This window comes from Arthrobacter sp. Y-9 (assembly GCF_029690065.1).
Lineage (GTDB): Bacteria > Actinomycetota > Actinomycetes > Actinomycetales > Micrococcaceae > Arthrobacter_E.
The window spans coordinates 2,709,694-2,724,315 of the sequence record NZ_CP121463.1 but is presented as its reverse complement, the minus strand read 5'-3'; the positions used below and the strand labels follow the sequence as shown (position 1 = coordinate 2,724,315).

The following is a 14,622-nucleotide window of genomic DNA, read 5'->3' as shown; positions in this document are numbered from 1 at the left end:
ATGACGAAGGCCCCCTCCGCTCGGAGGGGGCCTTCGTCATGCCCGGTGCCAGGGCGGCGGCGCCGGCGTCGCAGTCAGCGTGCGACGCCGGCCTGAGCCGCCGGCGTCGACCGTCAGCGGCGGCCGGCCTGGAGACCGGCGCGCGCCATGGCGTCCGCGTAGGAGCGGCCCATGTCGATCAGCCACTCGGTCTGGCGTTCCTTGGAGCCGGCGAAGGAGCGGCCGTGCAGGGAACGGGCCTTGTAGACCTTGAGGCCGCGGCGCCAGATCAGCGGGTTGTCCGTCTTGAGAAGCATCTGGGCGAGGCGGTTGGCCTCGGTGCCGTGGGCGACGATCGCCGATACGCGCGGGAGGATCCGCAGCAGGGCGATCAGGGGCTTGAGGCCCGCGCTGACCTGCTCGGGGGTCAGCTTGGCGTTGGGCTCGCCCGGGGTGAACCACGGGTGGGTGTTCCACGGCATCATCCACTCGGGACGCAGGCCCAGCTGGAACTGGAGGCCGAGCAGGCGGGTGGCCGCGGCGTCGTCGCCGGCCCACACCACGCCCTGCGGAGAGGCCGCGCTGTTGTTGGAGAACAGGCTCAGGATCCGGCAGTCCTCCACCGAGTGCATCGGGTCCACATAGGGCACCTCGAAGCCCGGGCGGAGCTTCCGGAGGAACTCGACGTGCTCGTTCACGGGCGCGATGTGCGGGGCGAAGAACGGGCTGTCCGGCAGGGTGCGCGGCTCGTCGGCCGGAGCCTCGTCGGCGTCGACGACGGCGGCGTCCGCGACGGCGGCGGCGGTCTCGGCGTCGGCTTCCGCGGCGAGAGCCTCGGCCTGGGCTGCGGGCCGAACGGCGGGCTCCGCTGCGACCGGCTCGACGACGACAGGTTCGGCGACCGGCTCAGCGACGACCGGCTCGATCCGGCGGGTGATGACCTCGCTCGCCTTCGGGGGAGTCCTGACGGTCTTCTTGGCTGCGGCCGGCGCCTTCTGGGTGGCCGTGGCCTTGACGGCGGGCTTGCGACCCGGCTTCTTCGCCTCGGGCGCCGGGGCGTCCAGGTCATCCTCGTCGACGAGGATGCCGCTCAGCAGCTTGTCCAGCTCGTCGAAACCGTTGTCGTACTCGTCGTCGGGCTCATCGGTGTGGCCGAAGCCCTCGTCGTAGCGGGAACTACGGCTGTCGTAGTCCTCGTCCTCGAAATAATCCGTGTCGGCCAGGGCGGTCATGAGGGCAGGGCTCTCCTCGGGTCATGCGGGCCGGTTTCAGGGCGCAAGACAGTGCGCCCGGTCCTGGCCGGGAAAGTGGGGTGAGGGGTGCCCACCGGAAAGCCGGTGAGACTGTCAATATTAGCAAGCCGCGGGACTCTTTTGGAGCGCTCGTGGCACAGGTCTCTTCTCCGACGATTCATGACGGCCGGCGCGGCCTGACCCACCCTTTTACGGAATACCCACGGACATTTCCGTGGGTGAACCACGAACGGGTGGGTGGCGTTGAGGACGAAGGGATGGGCCTGACGATCCGTTGAGTATTCTCGGGAAGGTGAGCAGCCTCAGAGCGGTCGGATTCGATCTGGACGGGACCCTGTTCGAGCACCGCGGCTCCGCGACGGCGGCGGCCGACGGATTCCTGGCTGAGTTCGGTGTGGTTCCCACGGACCACACCCGGGAGCTCTGGTTCGCCGCCGAGGAGCACGAGTTCGAACGGTGGCGAGCCGGTGACATCGGGTTCCAGCAGCAGCGCCGCAACCGCGTGACCACGGTGTTCGGAGCTCTCGGTCTGGAAATCCCGGACACCTCAGAGAGCCTGGATGCGCTGTTCGACCGATACCTGGCGGCTTATCGCGCGGCGTGGCGGCTCTTTCCGGACTCGGGAGACGTCCTCCGGCGGCTCCGGCTCCGCGGCGTCAGCATCGGCATTCTGACGAACGGCGCTCAGGAGCAGCAGCGGGAGAAGCTGGAGCGAACCGGGCTCGTGGATCTCGTGGACGCGGTCTGCGTGTCGGAGGAGATCGGCGCGCGGAAGCCGGACCGCCGGGCGTTCAGCATCCTTGCAGAGCGCCTCGGGGTGGCTCCGGACGCCTGTCATTTCATCGGTGACAACCCGGAGCACGATGTGGCCGGGGCCCGGGATGCCGGAATGAGCTCTTCCCTGATCGAGCGTCATCGCCCCGGAGCGCCGAGCCTGCTGGAGATCGTGGAGCGGGCGGTCGGACGTCTCTGATCCGTCTGGCCCAGTCGGTCCGGCCGGCGCGGCCTGACCCACCCTTTTGCGGATCACCCACGGACATTTCCGTGGGTGATCCACCAAAGGGTGGGTGGGGCGGCGGGCCTGGGGCGGAGGAGGATGGCAGGGCGAGGAAACGGGCCGTGGGGAATGTTCCGGCAACCTCGTTGACACGCATTGGTAACGCGCGTAACCTAAATCACATCGCGCAGGTAACGCGCGTTACTAGAGGACTTCATCACGGCCTCGCACCGCCTCCGTGCGGAGCGGGCGAGGACAGGCACCGGAGCATTCAATGGCGAAAATCACCCCCGCGAAGAAGCGGCGACAAGGCGTCACCATGACCGACGTCGCGCGTCGCGCAGGGGTGTCCCGCACCACCGTCTCCTTCGTGCTCAGCAACCGGGAAGACGCGAACATCTCCGAGGAGACCCGCCAGCGCATCGCCGAGGCGGTGCAGGAACTCGGCTACCGTCCGAACGCCGGGGCCCGGGCGCTGGCCGCACGCCGCAGCGACTGGTACGGGATCGTCACCGAGATCGTGACGGCGCCCTTCGCCGTGGACATCATCAAGGGCGCCCAGGACCAGGCCTGGAAGGACCGCCGGTTCCTCCTGGTCGCGCCCTCCGACCAGGCGGACTCCACGGGCCCGAACCGCGGTCTCGAGGACGCGGCGGTGGAGAAGCTGCTTGAACAGCGGGTCGAGGGCCTGCTGTATGCGGCCACCTATCACCGCGGCCTCCACGTCCCGGCCGCGGCCGGCGAGGTGCCGACCGTCCTCATCAATTGCTACGACGCCGACGGCCGCTTCCCCTCGATCGTCCCCGATGAGCGGGGCGGCGGACGGGTGGCCACCGAACGACTCTTGCGCGCCGGCCACACCCGGATCGGCGTCATCGATCTGGACCCGGGGATCCCGGCGTCCGTCGGGCGGCTGGAAGGGTGCCGCGAAGCCCTCGCCGCCGCCGGCCTGGAACTCGACGACGAACTCGTGGTCTCCGGACACGCCACGGCCGACGGCGGCTACGAAGCGGCCGCAACGATTCTTGACCGGTTCCCGGCAGGAGGGGGCAGACCCACCGCCCTGTTCTGCCTCAACGACCGGATGGCGATGGGCGCCTATGACGCCATCAAGGAACGGGGACTGACCATCCCCGGGGACATCGCCGTGATCGGGTTCGACAACCAGGAGCTCATCGCCGCCTACCTCAGGCCGAAGCTCACCACGGTTGCCCTGCCCTTCGAAGACATGGGCGCGCTCGGCGTGAAAACGCTGGCCGCGCTCACAGCAGGACAGCCGATCGCCGCCGACCGGCAACTGGTCGGCTGTCCGCTGCTTGAACGTTCTTCAGTCTGACCGCGAAATCACCACTGAAGAACAATCCCACCCCACCTTTGCTGTAAGACAGGAATGAGACCACCATCATGACACACCCTCGTTTTCTGAGGGCTGCGCGGGTCACCGCCGCAGGCCTCGCCCTGGGGACCCTGCTCCTCACCGGCTGTTCCGCCAACCCCGGAGGGGCAGGCAAAGCCCCGGCGGCTGATGTGAGCGCCCTGCTCACCATCCCGCGGGAGGACATGGCGACCTTCGACAACAACTTCAACCCGTTCGCACCCACCGTGAACCCCCTGGTGCAGCAGGCCATCTACGAACCGCTGCTCGTCTTCAACCCCGCCAAGGGCGACACCACCCCGTGGCTCGCGACCGCCTGGGACGTGGCCAAGGACGGCCGGTCCATCACCTTCACCCTGCGGGACGGGGTCAAATGGTCCGACGGTCAGGCCTTCACCGCCGCGGACGTCGCGTACACCTTCCAGCTCCAGAAGAAGCTCAAGGGCGGCTTCGACTACCTGAAGTCCGTCACTGCGGACGGCAAGAACAAGGTGGTCTTCACCTTCACCAAGCCGTGGTCCCCGGCCCTCTACGACGTGGGGCAGCTGCCGATCGTCCCGCAGCACGTGTGGTCCAAGATCTCCGACCCGGCCAAGGACCCCAACACCAAGCCCGTGGGCACCGGTCCGTACACCGAGGTGGACGGCTTCCAGTCACAGTCCTACGTGCTGAAGAAGAACCCGCAGTACTGGCAGCCGGAGAAGCAGAAGATCGCCGGCATCAAGATGCTGGCCATGTCCGGCAACGACGCGGCCAACCTCGCGGCGGTCAACGGGGACGTCGACTGGGCCCCGCAGTACATGCCGAACATCGAGAAGACCTACGTCTCCAAGGACAAGGAACACCGTCACTACTGGTTCCCGCCCACGGGCGCCATGATCAACTGGCAGCTCAACACCACCAAGGCGCCCTTCAACGACCCGCAGGTGCGCAAGGCCCTCAGCATGGCCGTGGACCGCGAGCAGGTGGCCAAGATCGGCATGAGCGGCTACGCCCAGCCGGCCGACTGCACCGGTCTCTCGGGGAACTACAGCACCTGGAAGGACCAGGACCTCGCGGCGAGCTGCACCTGGACCAAGCTGAACGTGGACGAGGCCAATAAGGCGCTCGACGCCGCCGGCTACCCGAAGGGCGCGGACGGCAAGCGGACGCTGAAGAACGGCAAGCCGTTCGAGTTCAAGATCTCCGTGGGCGCCACGTCCTCCGACTGGCTCTCCGTGGCCAATGTGATCTCCCAGAACCTGCAGGCGGTCGGTGTGACCGCCAAGGTCGACTCCCCGGACTGGGCCTCCGTGGTCTCCGGCTACGAGCAGGGGACCTTCGACTCCGGCATCGTCTGGAGCGCCAACGACCCGAGCCCCTACAAGTACTTCGACACCATCATGGGCACCGACACCGTCAAGCCGGTCGGCGCCAAGACCACGGACAACTACCACCGCTTCGGTGACCCCAAGGCCGACACCCTGCTGAGCCAGTTCGCCGCCGCCGGTGACGACGCCGCACAGAAGAGCCTGGCGAAGAAGCTGCAGGCCGAGTACAACGACGCCGCGCCGGTGGTGCCGCTGTTCTCCGGCCCGGAGTGGGGGGCCTACACCGACGCTCGCTTCACGGGCTGGCCCACCGAGGCGAATCCGTACGCGACCCTCTCGGTCCGCTCCGCCACGACCGTCCTGGTGCTCACAAACCTCGAACCCCGGAAGTGACCCGGCGTTCCTGACCGGCCGGGCGCTGCTGAAGGTCCCGCCCGGCCGGTCAGGACACCCGGCTTGTCTCGTCGCTCCGTGTCGGCGGCGCCACGGCGGGCCTCGCCTCCCGCGCTCCGGCGGCGCCACTCCGCCACCCCGACGGTGTGCCCGCTCCGGCCGCCTGCCGCGGCCCCGCACACGAGCGTCCTGCACCTCACCGCCCTGCGGCGCCACTCCGCCACCCCGACGGTGTGCCCGCTCCGGCCGCCTGCCGCGGCCCCGCACACGAGCGTCCTGCACCTCACCGCCCTGCGGCGCCCGCGCGCCATCGGGCCCCACCCTCCCTCCGCGCACCCGGAGGGAACCCCATCAGCCATCCCGAACGGAGGGATCCCGTGCGCTTCATCCTGCGCCGCCTGGGTTTCTACCTGATCGCCTTCTGGGCATCCATCACCCTGAACTTCCTGCTCCCACGCTTCATGCCGGGGGACCCCGTCTCCCGCATGTTCGCCAAGTCGCAAGGCAAGATGCAGCCCGAGCAGCTCGAGGCGCTCCGCACCATGCTCGGTGTGGACGACCGGCCGCTCTGGCAGCAGTACGCCGACTACCTGCACAACATCCTGACCGGCAACATGGGCATCTCCATCACCCGTTTCCCCACGCCGGTCACCGAGGTCATCGCGTCCCAGGTGGGCTGGACCCTCCTGCTGGGGGCGACTGCCCTGGTGATCGCCGCCGTCGTCGGCAATCTGCTGGGGATCCTCGCCGCCTGGCGACGCGGCGGCTGGGTGGATTCGGCGCTCCCGCCGGTCCTGATCTTCATCGGCTCGTTCCCGTACTTCTGGCTCGCGATGGGCGCGCTGTACCTCTTCGGGGTGACGCTCGGCTGGGCTCCGCTGCGGCACGCCTACAGTGACGGGCTGGAACCGGCGTTCACATGGGAGTTCCTCTCCGACGCCGGGGCGCACCTGGTGCTGCCGGCGCTGACGATCGTGCTCGTCTCGATCGGCGGCTGGATGCTCGGGATGCGCAACACCATGATCGCCACGAACGCCGAGGACTACATCACCATGGCCGAGGCGAAGGGCCTGCGGCCGGGGCGCATCATGTTCCGCTACGCCGCCCGCAACGCGATGCTGCCGTCCGTGACCAGTTTCGGCATGAGCCTCGGCTTCGTGGTGGGCGGCGCCCTGCTCACCGAGGTGGTGTTCGCCTACCCCGGCGTCGGGTACCAGCTGCTCAACGCCGTGCAGGGCCTCGACTACCCGCTCATGCAGGGCCTCTTCCTGACCATCACGGCAGCGGTCCTGCTGGCCAACTTCCTGGTGGATGTCCTCTACGTCCGCCTCGACCCGCGCGTGCGCAGCAACTAGGAGCCGACCATGAGCATCTTCACCGATCCATCCGTTGACGCCACGGCTGAGCACGAGCCGGCGCCGAACCCCGGCACGACGACGGCGCCCGTCGCCGGCGCGGCCTCGACCGCGCCGCGGGGCACGCGGAAGCCGCGGCTGGGATTCCTGCGCGGCCTCCTGCGCAACACCAAGGCCCTGGTGGGCGTCACCATCCTCCTGGTCTTCGTCCTGCTGGCCCTCCTGGCCCCGGTCCTCTTCCCGGGGAACCCCTCCCGCATCACGGACCTGGCCAGCCTGGAACCGTCGCCCGAGCACTGGCTCGGGACCTCCGCCAAGGGCCAGGACGTCCTGGCCCTGACCGTCCACGGCGCCCGCAGCTCGCTGCTCGTGGGATTCACCGTGGGGCTCGCCTCGACCCTCGTGGGCATCCTGGTCGGCCTGGCGTCGGCCTATTTCGGCAAGGCGATCGACGAGACCCTCTCCCTCGTGACCAATGTCTTCCTGCTCCTGCCCGGCCTGCCGCTCCTGGTGATCCTGGCCGCGTTCCTCCCACCCGGGCTCGGGACCGTGATCCTGGTCCTCATCGTCACGGGCTGGGCGGGATCCGCGCGCGTGCTGCGCTCGCAGGCCTTGTCCATCCGGTCCAAGGACTTCGTGGCGGCGTCCATCGTCTCCGGCGAAGGGACCCTGCGGATCATGTTCGCGGAGATCCTGCCCAATATGGCCTCGATCGTGATGGGCACCCTGCTCGGCTGCGTCATCTACGGCATCGGCGCCCAGGCGGGCCTCGAATTCCTGGGCCTCGGGGACATCAGCACGGTCTCCTGGGGCAACAACCTCTTCTGGGCCGGCAATGAAGGTGCGCTGCTGACCGGCAGCTGGTGGGTGTTCGTGCCGTCCGGGCTCTGCATCGCCCTCGTCGCCTTCGCCCTCGCCCTCATCAACTACGCCGTGGACGAGGTCACCAACCCTCGCCTGCGCACGATCAAGGCCGCGCGGCCGGCCGCCGTCGCGCGTCGTTCTGGAAGGAGCGCGTCATGACCGTCTCCCAGGTGTCCTTCGGATCTCACGAGTCCGTCCTGGAAGTCACCGACCTCACCGTTCAGTATGTGGGCGAGGCCCGCTCCACCACGGCCGTGGACCGCGTGTCCTTCAGCATCGGGGCAGGGGAGGTGTTCGGCCTGGCCGGGGAATCCGGCTGCGGTAAGTCGACCATCGCCAATACGCTCATGCGGTTGCTCAAAGGCCCGGCCCGGATCGCGGGCGGCTCCATCCGGTTCGGTGGCCGCGACGTCCTGGCCATGAGTCCGGAGGAGCTCCGCCGGTTCCGCTGGCAGGACGTGGCGATGGTGTTCCAGTCGGCCATGAACTCCCTCAACCCGGTGCTCACCGTCGGGGAGCAGATCGTGGACATCTACACCACCCACGCCGGCTACTCGCGCCAGGAGTCCCTGCGCCGGGCGGCCCAGCTCCTGGAACTGGTCCGCATCGATCCGGTCCGGCTGAAGTCGTACCCGCACCAGCTCTCCGGCGGGATGCGGCAGCGCGTGGTCATCGCGATGGCGGTGGCGCTCAAACCGTCCCTGCTGATCCTGGACGAACCGACCACCGCCCTGGACGTGGTGGTGCAACAGGAGATCATGGCGCAGATCAAAGAGCTCCAGCACGAACTCGGGTTCTCGGTCCTGTTCATCACGCACGACATGTCCCTCATGGTGGAGCTCTCGCACCGGATGGCCGTCATGTACGGCGGGCGGATCGTGGAGACCGCACGGGCCGCGGACATCCACCAGCAGCCGCGGCACCCCTACACCCAGGCGCTCATGGGCGCCTTCCCACCCCTGAGCGGCCCGCGCGTGCCGCTCGCCGGCCTCGCCGACGGAGTGAAATTCCGGGACATCCCGGACCTGGAGGAAGTCTCCCCGGGCCACTTCGTGGCACCCGTCCTGGAAGGAGGGCTCCGATGAGCATCACTGACGTGTCCTCACTGGCCCCCGTCGCCCCCACGGAGACGGTCCTGGAACTGCAAGGTCTCAGCAAGACGTTCCCCCTGGGCGGGCTGTTCTCCCGGAAGTCCACGCGGGCGCTCCACGAGGTGGACCTGACCCTGGGGCGGGGCGAGATCGTCGCCCTGGTCGGGGAGTCGGGCTCCGGCAAGAGCACCCTGGCCCGCTGCGTCGCCCGGCTGGAGACGCCCAGCTCCGGCCGGATCCTCCTCGAGGGCACGGACGTGCTGGCCAGAAACCGCTTCCAGGCCACGCGGGCGTACCGCTCCCAGGTCCAGATGGTGTTCCAGGACCCCTTCGGCTCCCTCAACCCCGTTCACCGGATCGAACACTTCCTCCGGCGCTCCCTGGCGCTGCACGGCCGGACGGGCTCGGAGAAGGAGACCCGCGAGCGCCTCGAGGAGCTCATGGATGTGGTGGGGCTGGAGACGGCCATGCTGCAGTCGTATCCGCACGAGCTGTCCGGAGGGCAGCGGCAGCGCGTGGCGATCGCCCGGGCGCTCGCCGTGGAGCCGGAGGTGATCCTCGCCGACGAACCCACCTCGATGCTGGATGTCTCGGTGCGGATCGGGATTCTGAACCTCATGCGATCGCTGCGTGACGAGCGCGGCATCTCCATGCTCTACATCACCCATGACCTCGCCTCCGCCCGCTACCTGGCGGACCGGATCGCCGTGATGTTCGCGGGGGAGCTGGTGGAGGAGGGGGAGTCGCTGGATCTCCTGGCGGACCCCCGGCATCCCTACACCCGGCTGCTCGTCTCGGCCGTGCCGGACCCGGCGCGTGCAGGCTCTTACGATCCCGCGCTGAGGGCGGAGCTGCGGGCGGCCGTGATGCACGCGGCGTCGTGCCCGTTCGACGGCGATCCCGAGCAGGCTTGTTCCGCCGAGCGCCCCGTGCGCCACCGCGTGGGCGACCCCGCACAGCGGCACTGGGTCCGCTGCCATCTCTACCGCCCGGCCGCATCCTCGGCCGGCCACGCACTCGCAGAAACCAAAGGGCACTGATGACCGAAACCCTGCACCCGCTCGCCCTCGTCCCGGAGGACGAGCTGGTGGCCCGCGCGGAATCCGATCCGCTCCGGCCGCGCTTCCACTTCGCTTCGCCGGCCGGCTGGCTCAACGATCCCAACGGCGTCAGCCAGTGGAACGGGGAGTACCACCTCTTCTACCAGTACAACCCAGAGGGGGCCTTCCACCACCGGATCCAGTGGGGCCACGCCACCTCGACCGACCTGGTCCACTGGAACGACCGCCCCGTGGCCCTGGTCCCCGGGGACGGACCTGACGATCCGGACCGGGACGGCTGCTGGTCGGGGGTGCTGGTCGACGACGGCGGCACGCCCACCCTGGTCTACTCCGGCCGGCACGGCGAGCGCGAGCTTCCCTGCGTGGCGCTCGGGAGCCCGGACCTCCTCAGCTGGACGAAGGACCCGCGCAATCCCGTGATCGCCGCCCCGCCCGCAGGGGTGGACGTGACCGCATTCCGGGACCATTGCGTCTGGAAGGAGAACGGACGCTGGCGCCAGCTCGTCGGTTCCGGGATCCGTGGCCATGGAGGGACGGCGTTCCTGTACGAGTCCGCGGATTTGCGGCACTGGGAGCTCCTTGGCCCGCTGCTGGTGGGGTCCGCGGCGGACGGCGCCTCCGGGGACGCCGACTGGACCGGCACGATGTGGGAGTGCGTGGACCTGTTCAGCGCGGGGAGCGGGGCCGCCGGCGACCCGGAGGCCCGGGACGTCCTGGTGTTCTCCGCCTGGGACGACGGAGTCACGCACCACCCGCTCTACTGGACCGGACGGTATGCGCACGACTCGTTCCTCCCGGAGGCACTCCACCGGCTCGACTACGGCGGGCGCCACTTCTACGCCCCGCAGTCCTTTCGGGACGACGCCGGCCGCCGGATCATGTTCGGCTGGCTCCAGGAAGCACGGAGCGATCGGGCCGCGGTGGAGGCGGGCTGGGCGGGTGTCTTGAGCGTGCCCCGCCTGCTCCTGCCCGCTGCCGACGGGTCCCTCGACTTCGCACCGGTCCCGGAGCTGGAGGCGCTGCGCCGGGACCACCGGACTGTGGAGCCGCGGGTCCTGGTGGGGCCGGAGCGTCCCGGGGATCTCGCCACCGTCGTGCTGCCCGTGGAGGGGGTCCAGCTGGACCTGGAACTCGACGCCGAACTGGCCCCCGGCTCCGAGCTGCGCCTGGGGGTGCTGGCGGTCCGTGCCGCGGGCCGGGCGGTGGAGGAGACGGCCGTCTCGGTGTCCCGGGACGCCGACGGAAACGGCATCCTGTCCCTGGACCGGAGCCTGAGCAGCATGGACACCGCCTCCGGGCTGGACCGCTCCGGGCTCGCCGGACCCGTCCCGCTGCCGTCCGGCCGGGTCCGGCTGCGCGTCCTCGTCGACCGTTCCGCCATCGAGGTGTTCGCCAACGGCAAGCCCCTGACGGCCCGGGTCCACCCGACGCTCGGCGGGGGCCAGGTCACCCTCGGCGCCATGAGCGGGACCGTCCGTCTCCTGTCCTTCGACGCCTGGACCATGGCGGACAGCACCCCGGACGGCCGCACGCTCCGTCCGTGACCCCACCCGGGTGCTCCGCCGGGCCGCCTACCAGAACGTGGTGGTCACGCCGCTCTGAGCAGCGTGACGACGAGCAGCAGCACCATCCCCAGCACCATCCCGAGAAAGGACCAGGAGACATGAGGAGATCCATCAGCAAGGACCGCAGCCCGGCCGCCGGCACGGGCGAGGGACCAGGGATGAGCAGGCGATCCCTTGTCACGGGAGCCGGGGTGGCCGCCGTCGCGGCACTGGCGGTTCCTCTCAGCGGCTCGCCCGCGGAGGCGGCGCCGGCAACGAACGGAGGACGAATGCGTCAGCGGCCCGAATTCCATCTCAGCGTCCCGGACAACTGGAAGAACGACCCCCAGCGGCCGGTCTACGTCAACGGCGAGTATCTGTACTACTACCTCTACAACGGAGACTATCTCGCAGGCGGTGGCGGCACCTCCTGGCGGCTCGCCACCACGCGGGACCACGTGTCCTTCCGGGACCGGGGCGTCGCCATCCCGAAGTTCACCAATGCCAACGGGGACTGCTGGTCGGGGAGTCTCGTGGTGGATGAGGAGAACACCGCGGGCTACGGCAGGGGCGCGGTGATCGCCGTCGTCACCCAGGCCCCGGAGGGCAAGCAGGCCCAGTATCTCTGGTACTCCACCGACGGCGGGCGCACTTTCCGGCCGGGTGGGACGGAGCCTGTGCTGCCGAACCCCGGCGTCCCCGACTTCCGGGACCCGAAAGTGGTCTGGGATGCCGAGCGGCGGCGCTGGATCCTGGTCAACGCCGAAGGCCACCGGCTGGGCTTCTACGCTTCGTCCGATCTGCGGTCCTGGGCGAGGGTGGGGGAGTTCGTGCGGACCGACATCGGGCTGCTGGAATGCCCGGACCTCTTCCGGATGACCGCGGACGACGGGAGCGCTCACTGGGTTCTCGGCACCAGCGCGAACGGCAAGGGGCGGGGGCTGCCCGCCACCTACGCATACTGGACCGGGACGTTCGACGGAGCGTCCTTCACCACGGATCACGACGAACCCCACTGGCTGGACTGGGGTTTCGACTTCTACGGCGCAGTCACCTATCCGGATCACCTGGCCTCCGGCGCGGAGAATCCCTCGCTCCGGCGCGCCATCGGCTGGGCCAACTTCTGGGACTACCCGCACAACACCCCCACGCTCGCCACGGACGGGTACAACGGGGACGACATGATCGTCCGGGAACTCCGCCTGGTCCGCACCGGGAACGGTTACCAGCTCGCGTCGAGGCCGCCCGCCGCCCTCGCATCGTACGTGACGCGCACGCACCGGCTCGGCGACGTCCGGGTCCGGGGCACCCGGGACCTCACGATCCGCTCCGGCGCCTACGACCTGAGCTGCGAACTGGTGTGGAATCCGTCGGCGCCACCGTCCAATATCGGGCTCGAGCTGTGCCGGGCTCCCGGCGGCGGGCGGCACGTGGCGGTGGGCGCCTACCTCCGTGGCCCGTTCAGCTACGTCAACCGCCGGCCCACGATCAACCCGACGGGCGGTGAGTCCCAGACCCCCCTCGATCCGTCGACGGGACGGCTGGCGATCCGCGTCCTGGTGGACCGGACGAGCGTCGAACTGTTCGTCGGGGACGGCACGGTCGTCCATTCGCACCGGGTCTTCCCGCTGGAGGGCGACGACGGCATCCGGCTCTATGCGAACGACGGCGAAGCCACCTTCCGCGGGCTCACGGTCCGGGAGCTGCGGGTCAGGTAGGCGGGGCACCCGGATCGACCCCCGGCTTTGTGGAATACCCACGGACATTTCCGTGGGTGATCCACACAAGGGTGGGTGGTAGCGGAGATCGGGGACTCGAGGCCCGGAGGTTTTGGGTCCGGGGGCCCTGAGGCCGGAGGCGCGCCAGGCTGGCCCGACACGTCGTGGGACGACAACGCCGGGCGGCCCGGTCCGGCGGATGGGGTAACCCGGCTTTGCCCCCGGTTGTGTGGATCACCCACGGACATTTCCGTGGGTATTCCACACAAGGGTGGGTCGGATGGCAGATCGGGGACTCGAGGCCCGCGTGGGACGACGACGCCGGCGGCCCGGTCCGTCAGCCGGCGTCCAGGGCCCGGCGATAGGACGCCAGGGTGGCGCGGGCGGCGCTGTCCCAGCCGAAAGCAGAGGCGTGGCGCACGGCGCCGAGGCTGAGCGCGGTGCGGAGGGCGGCGTCGTCGTACAGGCGTTCCAGGGCGGCCGCCCAGGCGGTGATCCGGTGACCGTCCACGAGCAGGCCGCTGACGCCGTCATCCACGGCGTCGGCCAGCCCGCCCACGCGGGTTGCCAGCACGGGTGTGCCACAGGCCTGCGCCTCAAGGGCGACGAGCCCGAACGACTCGCTGTAGGACGGCATCGCCACCACGTCCGCGGCGCGGAACCAGGCGGCGAGCTCCTCGCGGGGCACCGCATTCCGGCGGGTCACCACGTCGCTCATGCCGCTCGCGGTGATGACGGCGTCGATGTCGTACTGACGGCTCCCACTCTGCTCCCCCAGCAGGGTCAGACGCAGCGGGATGTCCGGCCGCCGGGCCCGGAGCGCGGCGGCCGCCTGGACCAGGACATGCGGTCCCTTGAGCCGCTGCATCCGGCCGGCGAAGACCACGTGGAAGCCCGGTGGCGCGGGCGCAACCGGCCCGGCAGGGGAGAAGACGTCCAGGTCCACGCCCGGCGCCACCACGTCGATCGCGGCGGGAGAGGCGTCGTAGTGGGACTGGAGTTCGAGCGCCTCGGCCCGGGTGTTGGCGATGAGTCGCGCGGCGCCGTCCACCACGCACTGCTCGCCCTCCTCCCGGTTCGCCGGCTCGGCGTGCTCCCCGGAATGCAGATGCTGGTTCTTGACCCGCGCCATGGTGTGCATGGTGTGCACCAGCGGCACGTCCCACGCCCGGGCCAGGTGCAGCCCGGCGACCCCGGAGAGCCAGTAGTGCGAGTGGATGAGCTGGTAGTGGCCCTGCGCCTGCCGGGAACGGATGGCGTCCACCTCGTCGGCCATCCGGTGGACCAGGGAGGGCAGCTGTTCCTTGGGGATCCGCCGCTTCGGGCCGGCCTGGATGTTGTGCACGCAGATGCCGGCCTCGGGATGCTCGACGTCGGGCTGGTCAGGAGCCACCGCGCGCGTGAAGATCTCCACCTCGACCCCCGAGCGGGCCAGGGCGGACGCCAGGGACCGCACGTAGACGTTCATGCCGCCCGCGTCCCCGGAGCCGGGCTGTTCCAGCGGCGAGGTGTGGAGCGAGAGGAGTGCGACGCGGCTGACCGGTGGCATGATTCCTCCCTGGTTCGCGGGGCTGATTCGGCAGGGACGGAGGATGCTGACGTCCCTCAGAGACTTTACCGCTCCGCGGTGTCACGCCCGCGACGCCGGAGGGGTGACACCGGCCTCGTGACGAGGGCTACGC

At 69.8% G+C, this 14,622-nt stretch carries 11 protein-coding genes; 9 read left to right on the top strand and 2 right to left on the bottom strand.

Annotated features, from left to right (window positions below; all coding sequences use genetic code 11):
• Positions 1 to 113 precede the first annotated feature (113 nt).
• Complete coding sequence (locus tag P9849_RS16230; RefSeq protein WP_347567903.1) at positions 114 to 1,211, bottom strand: hypothetical protein; 1,098 nt, start codon at positions 1,209 to 1,211, stop codon at positions 114 to 116.
• 313 nt (positions 1,212 to 1,524) lie between these two features.
• On the opposite strand from P9849_RS16230, the gene P9849_RS12255 reads away from it, so the two are divergent.
• From P9849_RS12255 to P9849_RS12215, 9 genes are all read left to right on the top strand, one after another.
• Positions 1,525 to 2,205, top strand: a complete 681-nt coding sequence (locus P9849_RS12255) for an HAD family hydrolase (RefSeq protein ID WP_278267054.1) — start codon at positions 1,525 to 1,527, stop codon at positions 2,203 to 2,205.
• 298 nt (positions 2,206 to 2,503) lie between these two features.
• Positions 2,504 to 3,565: a LacI family DNA-binding transcriptional regulator gene (locus tag P9849_RS12250; RefSeq protein ID WP_278267053.1), complete on the top strand. Its 1,062-nt coding sequence runs from the start codon at positions 2,504 to 2,506 to the stop codon at positions 3,563 to 3,565.
• Positions 3,566 to 3,633: 68 nt separating this feature from the next.
• A complete protein-coding gene (locus tag P9849_RS12245) occupies positions 3,634 to 5,307 on the top strand; it encodes an ABC transporter substrate-binding protein (RefSeq protein WP_278267052.1) in 1,674 nt (557 codons plus the stop codon).
• Positions 5,308 to 5,684: 377 nt separating this feature from the next.
• Positions 5,685 to 6,662, top strand: a complete 978-nt coding sequence (locus tag P9849_RS12240; protein WP_278267051.1) for an ABC transporter permease — start codon at positions 5,685 to 5,687, stop codon at positions 6,660 to 6,662.
• A 9-nt stretch (positions 6,663 to 6,671) separates the two neighbouring features.
• Positions 6,672 to 7,685, top strand: coding sequence for an ABC transporter permease (locus P9849_RS12235; protein WP_278267050.1), 1,014 nt, complete (start codon positions 6,672 to 6,674; stop codon positions 7,683 to 7,685).
• Entirely contained in the window at positions 7,682 to 8,611 is a 930-nt protein-coding gene (locus tag P9849_RS12230; RefSeq protein ID WP_278267049.1) for an ABC transporter ATP-binding protein, read from the top strand. Before P9849_RS12235 ends, P9849_RS12230 begins: the two co-directional genes overlap by 4 nt.
• Positions 8,608 to 9,657 carry an ABC transporter ATP-binding protein gene (locus tag P9849_RS12225; RefSeq protein WP_278267048.1) on the top strand — a complete coding sequence of 350 codons (1,050 nt, stop codon included), beginning with the start codon at positions 8,608 to 8,610 and terminating at the stop codon, positions 9,655 to 9,657. The genes P9849_RS12230 and P9849_RS12225 overlap by 4 nt, the downstream gene beginning before the upstream one ends.
• Positions 9,657 to 11,222: a glycoside hydrolase family 32 protein gene (locus tag P9849_RS12220; RefSeq protein WP_278267047.1), complete on the top strand. Its 1,566-nt coding sequence runs from the start codon at positions 9,657 to 9,659 to the stop codon at positions 11,220 to 11,222. The genes P9849_RS12225 and P9849_RS12220 overlap by 1 nt, the downstream gene beginning before the upstream one ends.
• A 119-nt stretch (positions 11,223 to 11,341) precedes the next feature.
• Positions 11,342 to 12,940: a glycoside hydrolase family 32 protein gene (locus P9849_RS12215; RefSeq protein WP_278267046.1), complete on the top strand. Its 1,599-nt coding sequence runs from the start codon at positions 11,342 to 11,344 to the stop codon at positions 12,938 to 12,940.
• 337 nt (positions 12,941 to 13,277) lie between these two features.
• Here P9849_RS12215 and mshA read toward each other — a convergent pair whose 3' ends face one another.
• Positions 13,278 to 14,489 (bottom strand): D-inositol-3-phosphate glycosyltransferase, encoded by a 1,212-nt coding sequence (gene mshA, locus P9849_RS12210; protein ID WP_278267045.1) that lies wholly within the window; start codon positions 14,487 to 14,489, stop codon positions 13,278 to 13,280.
• Positions 14,490 to 14,622 lie beyond the last annotated feature (133 nt).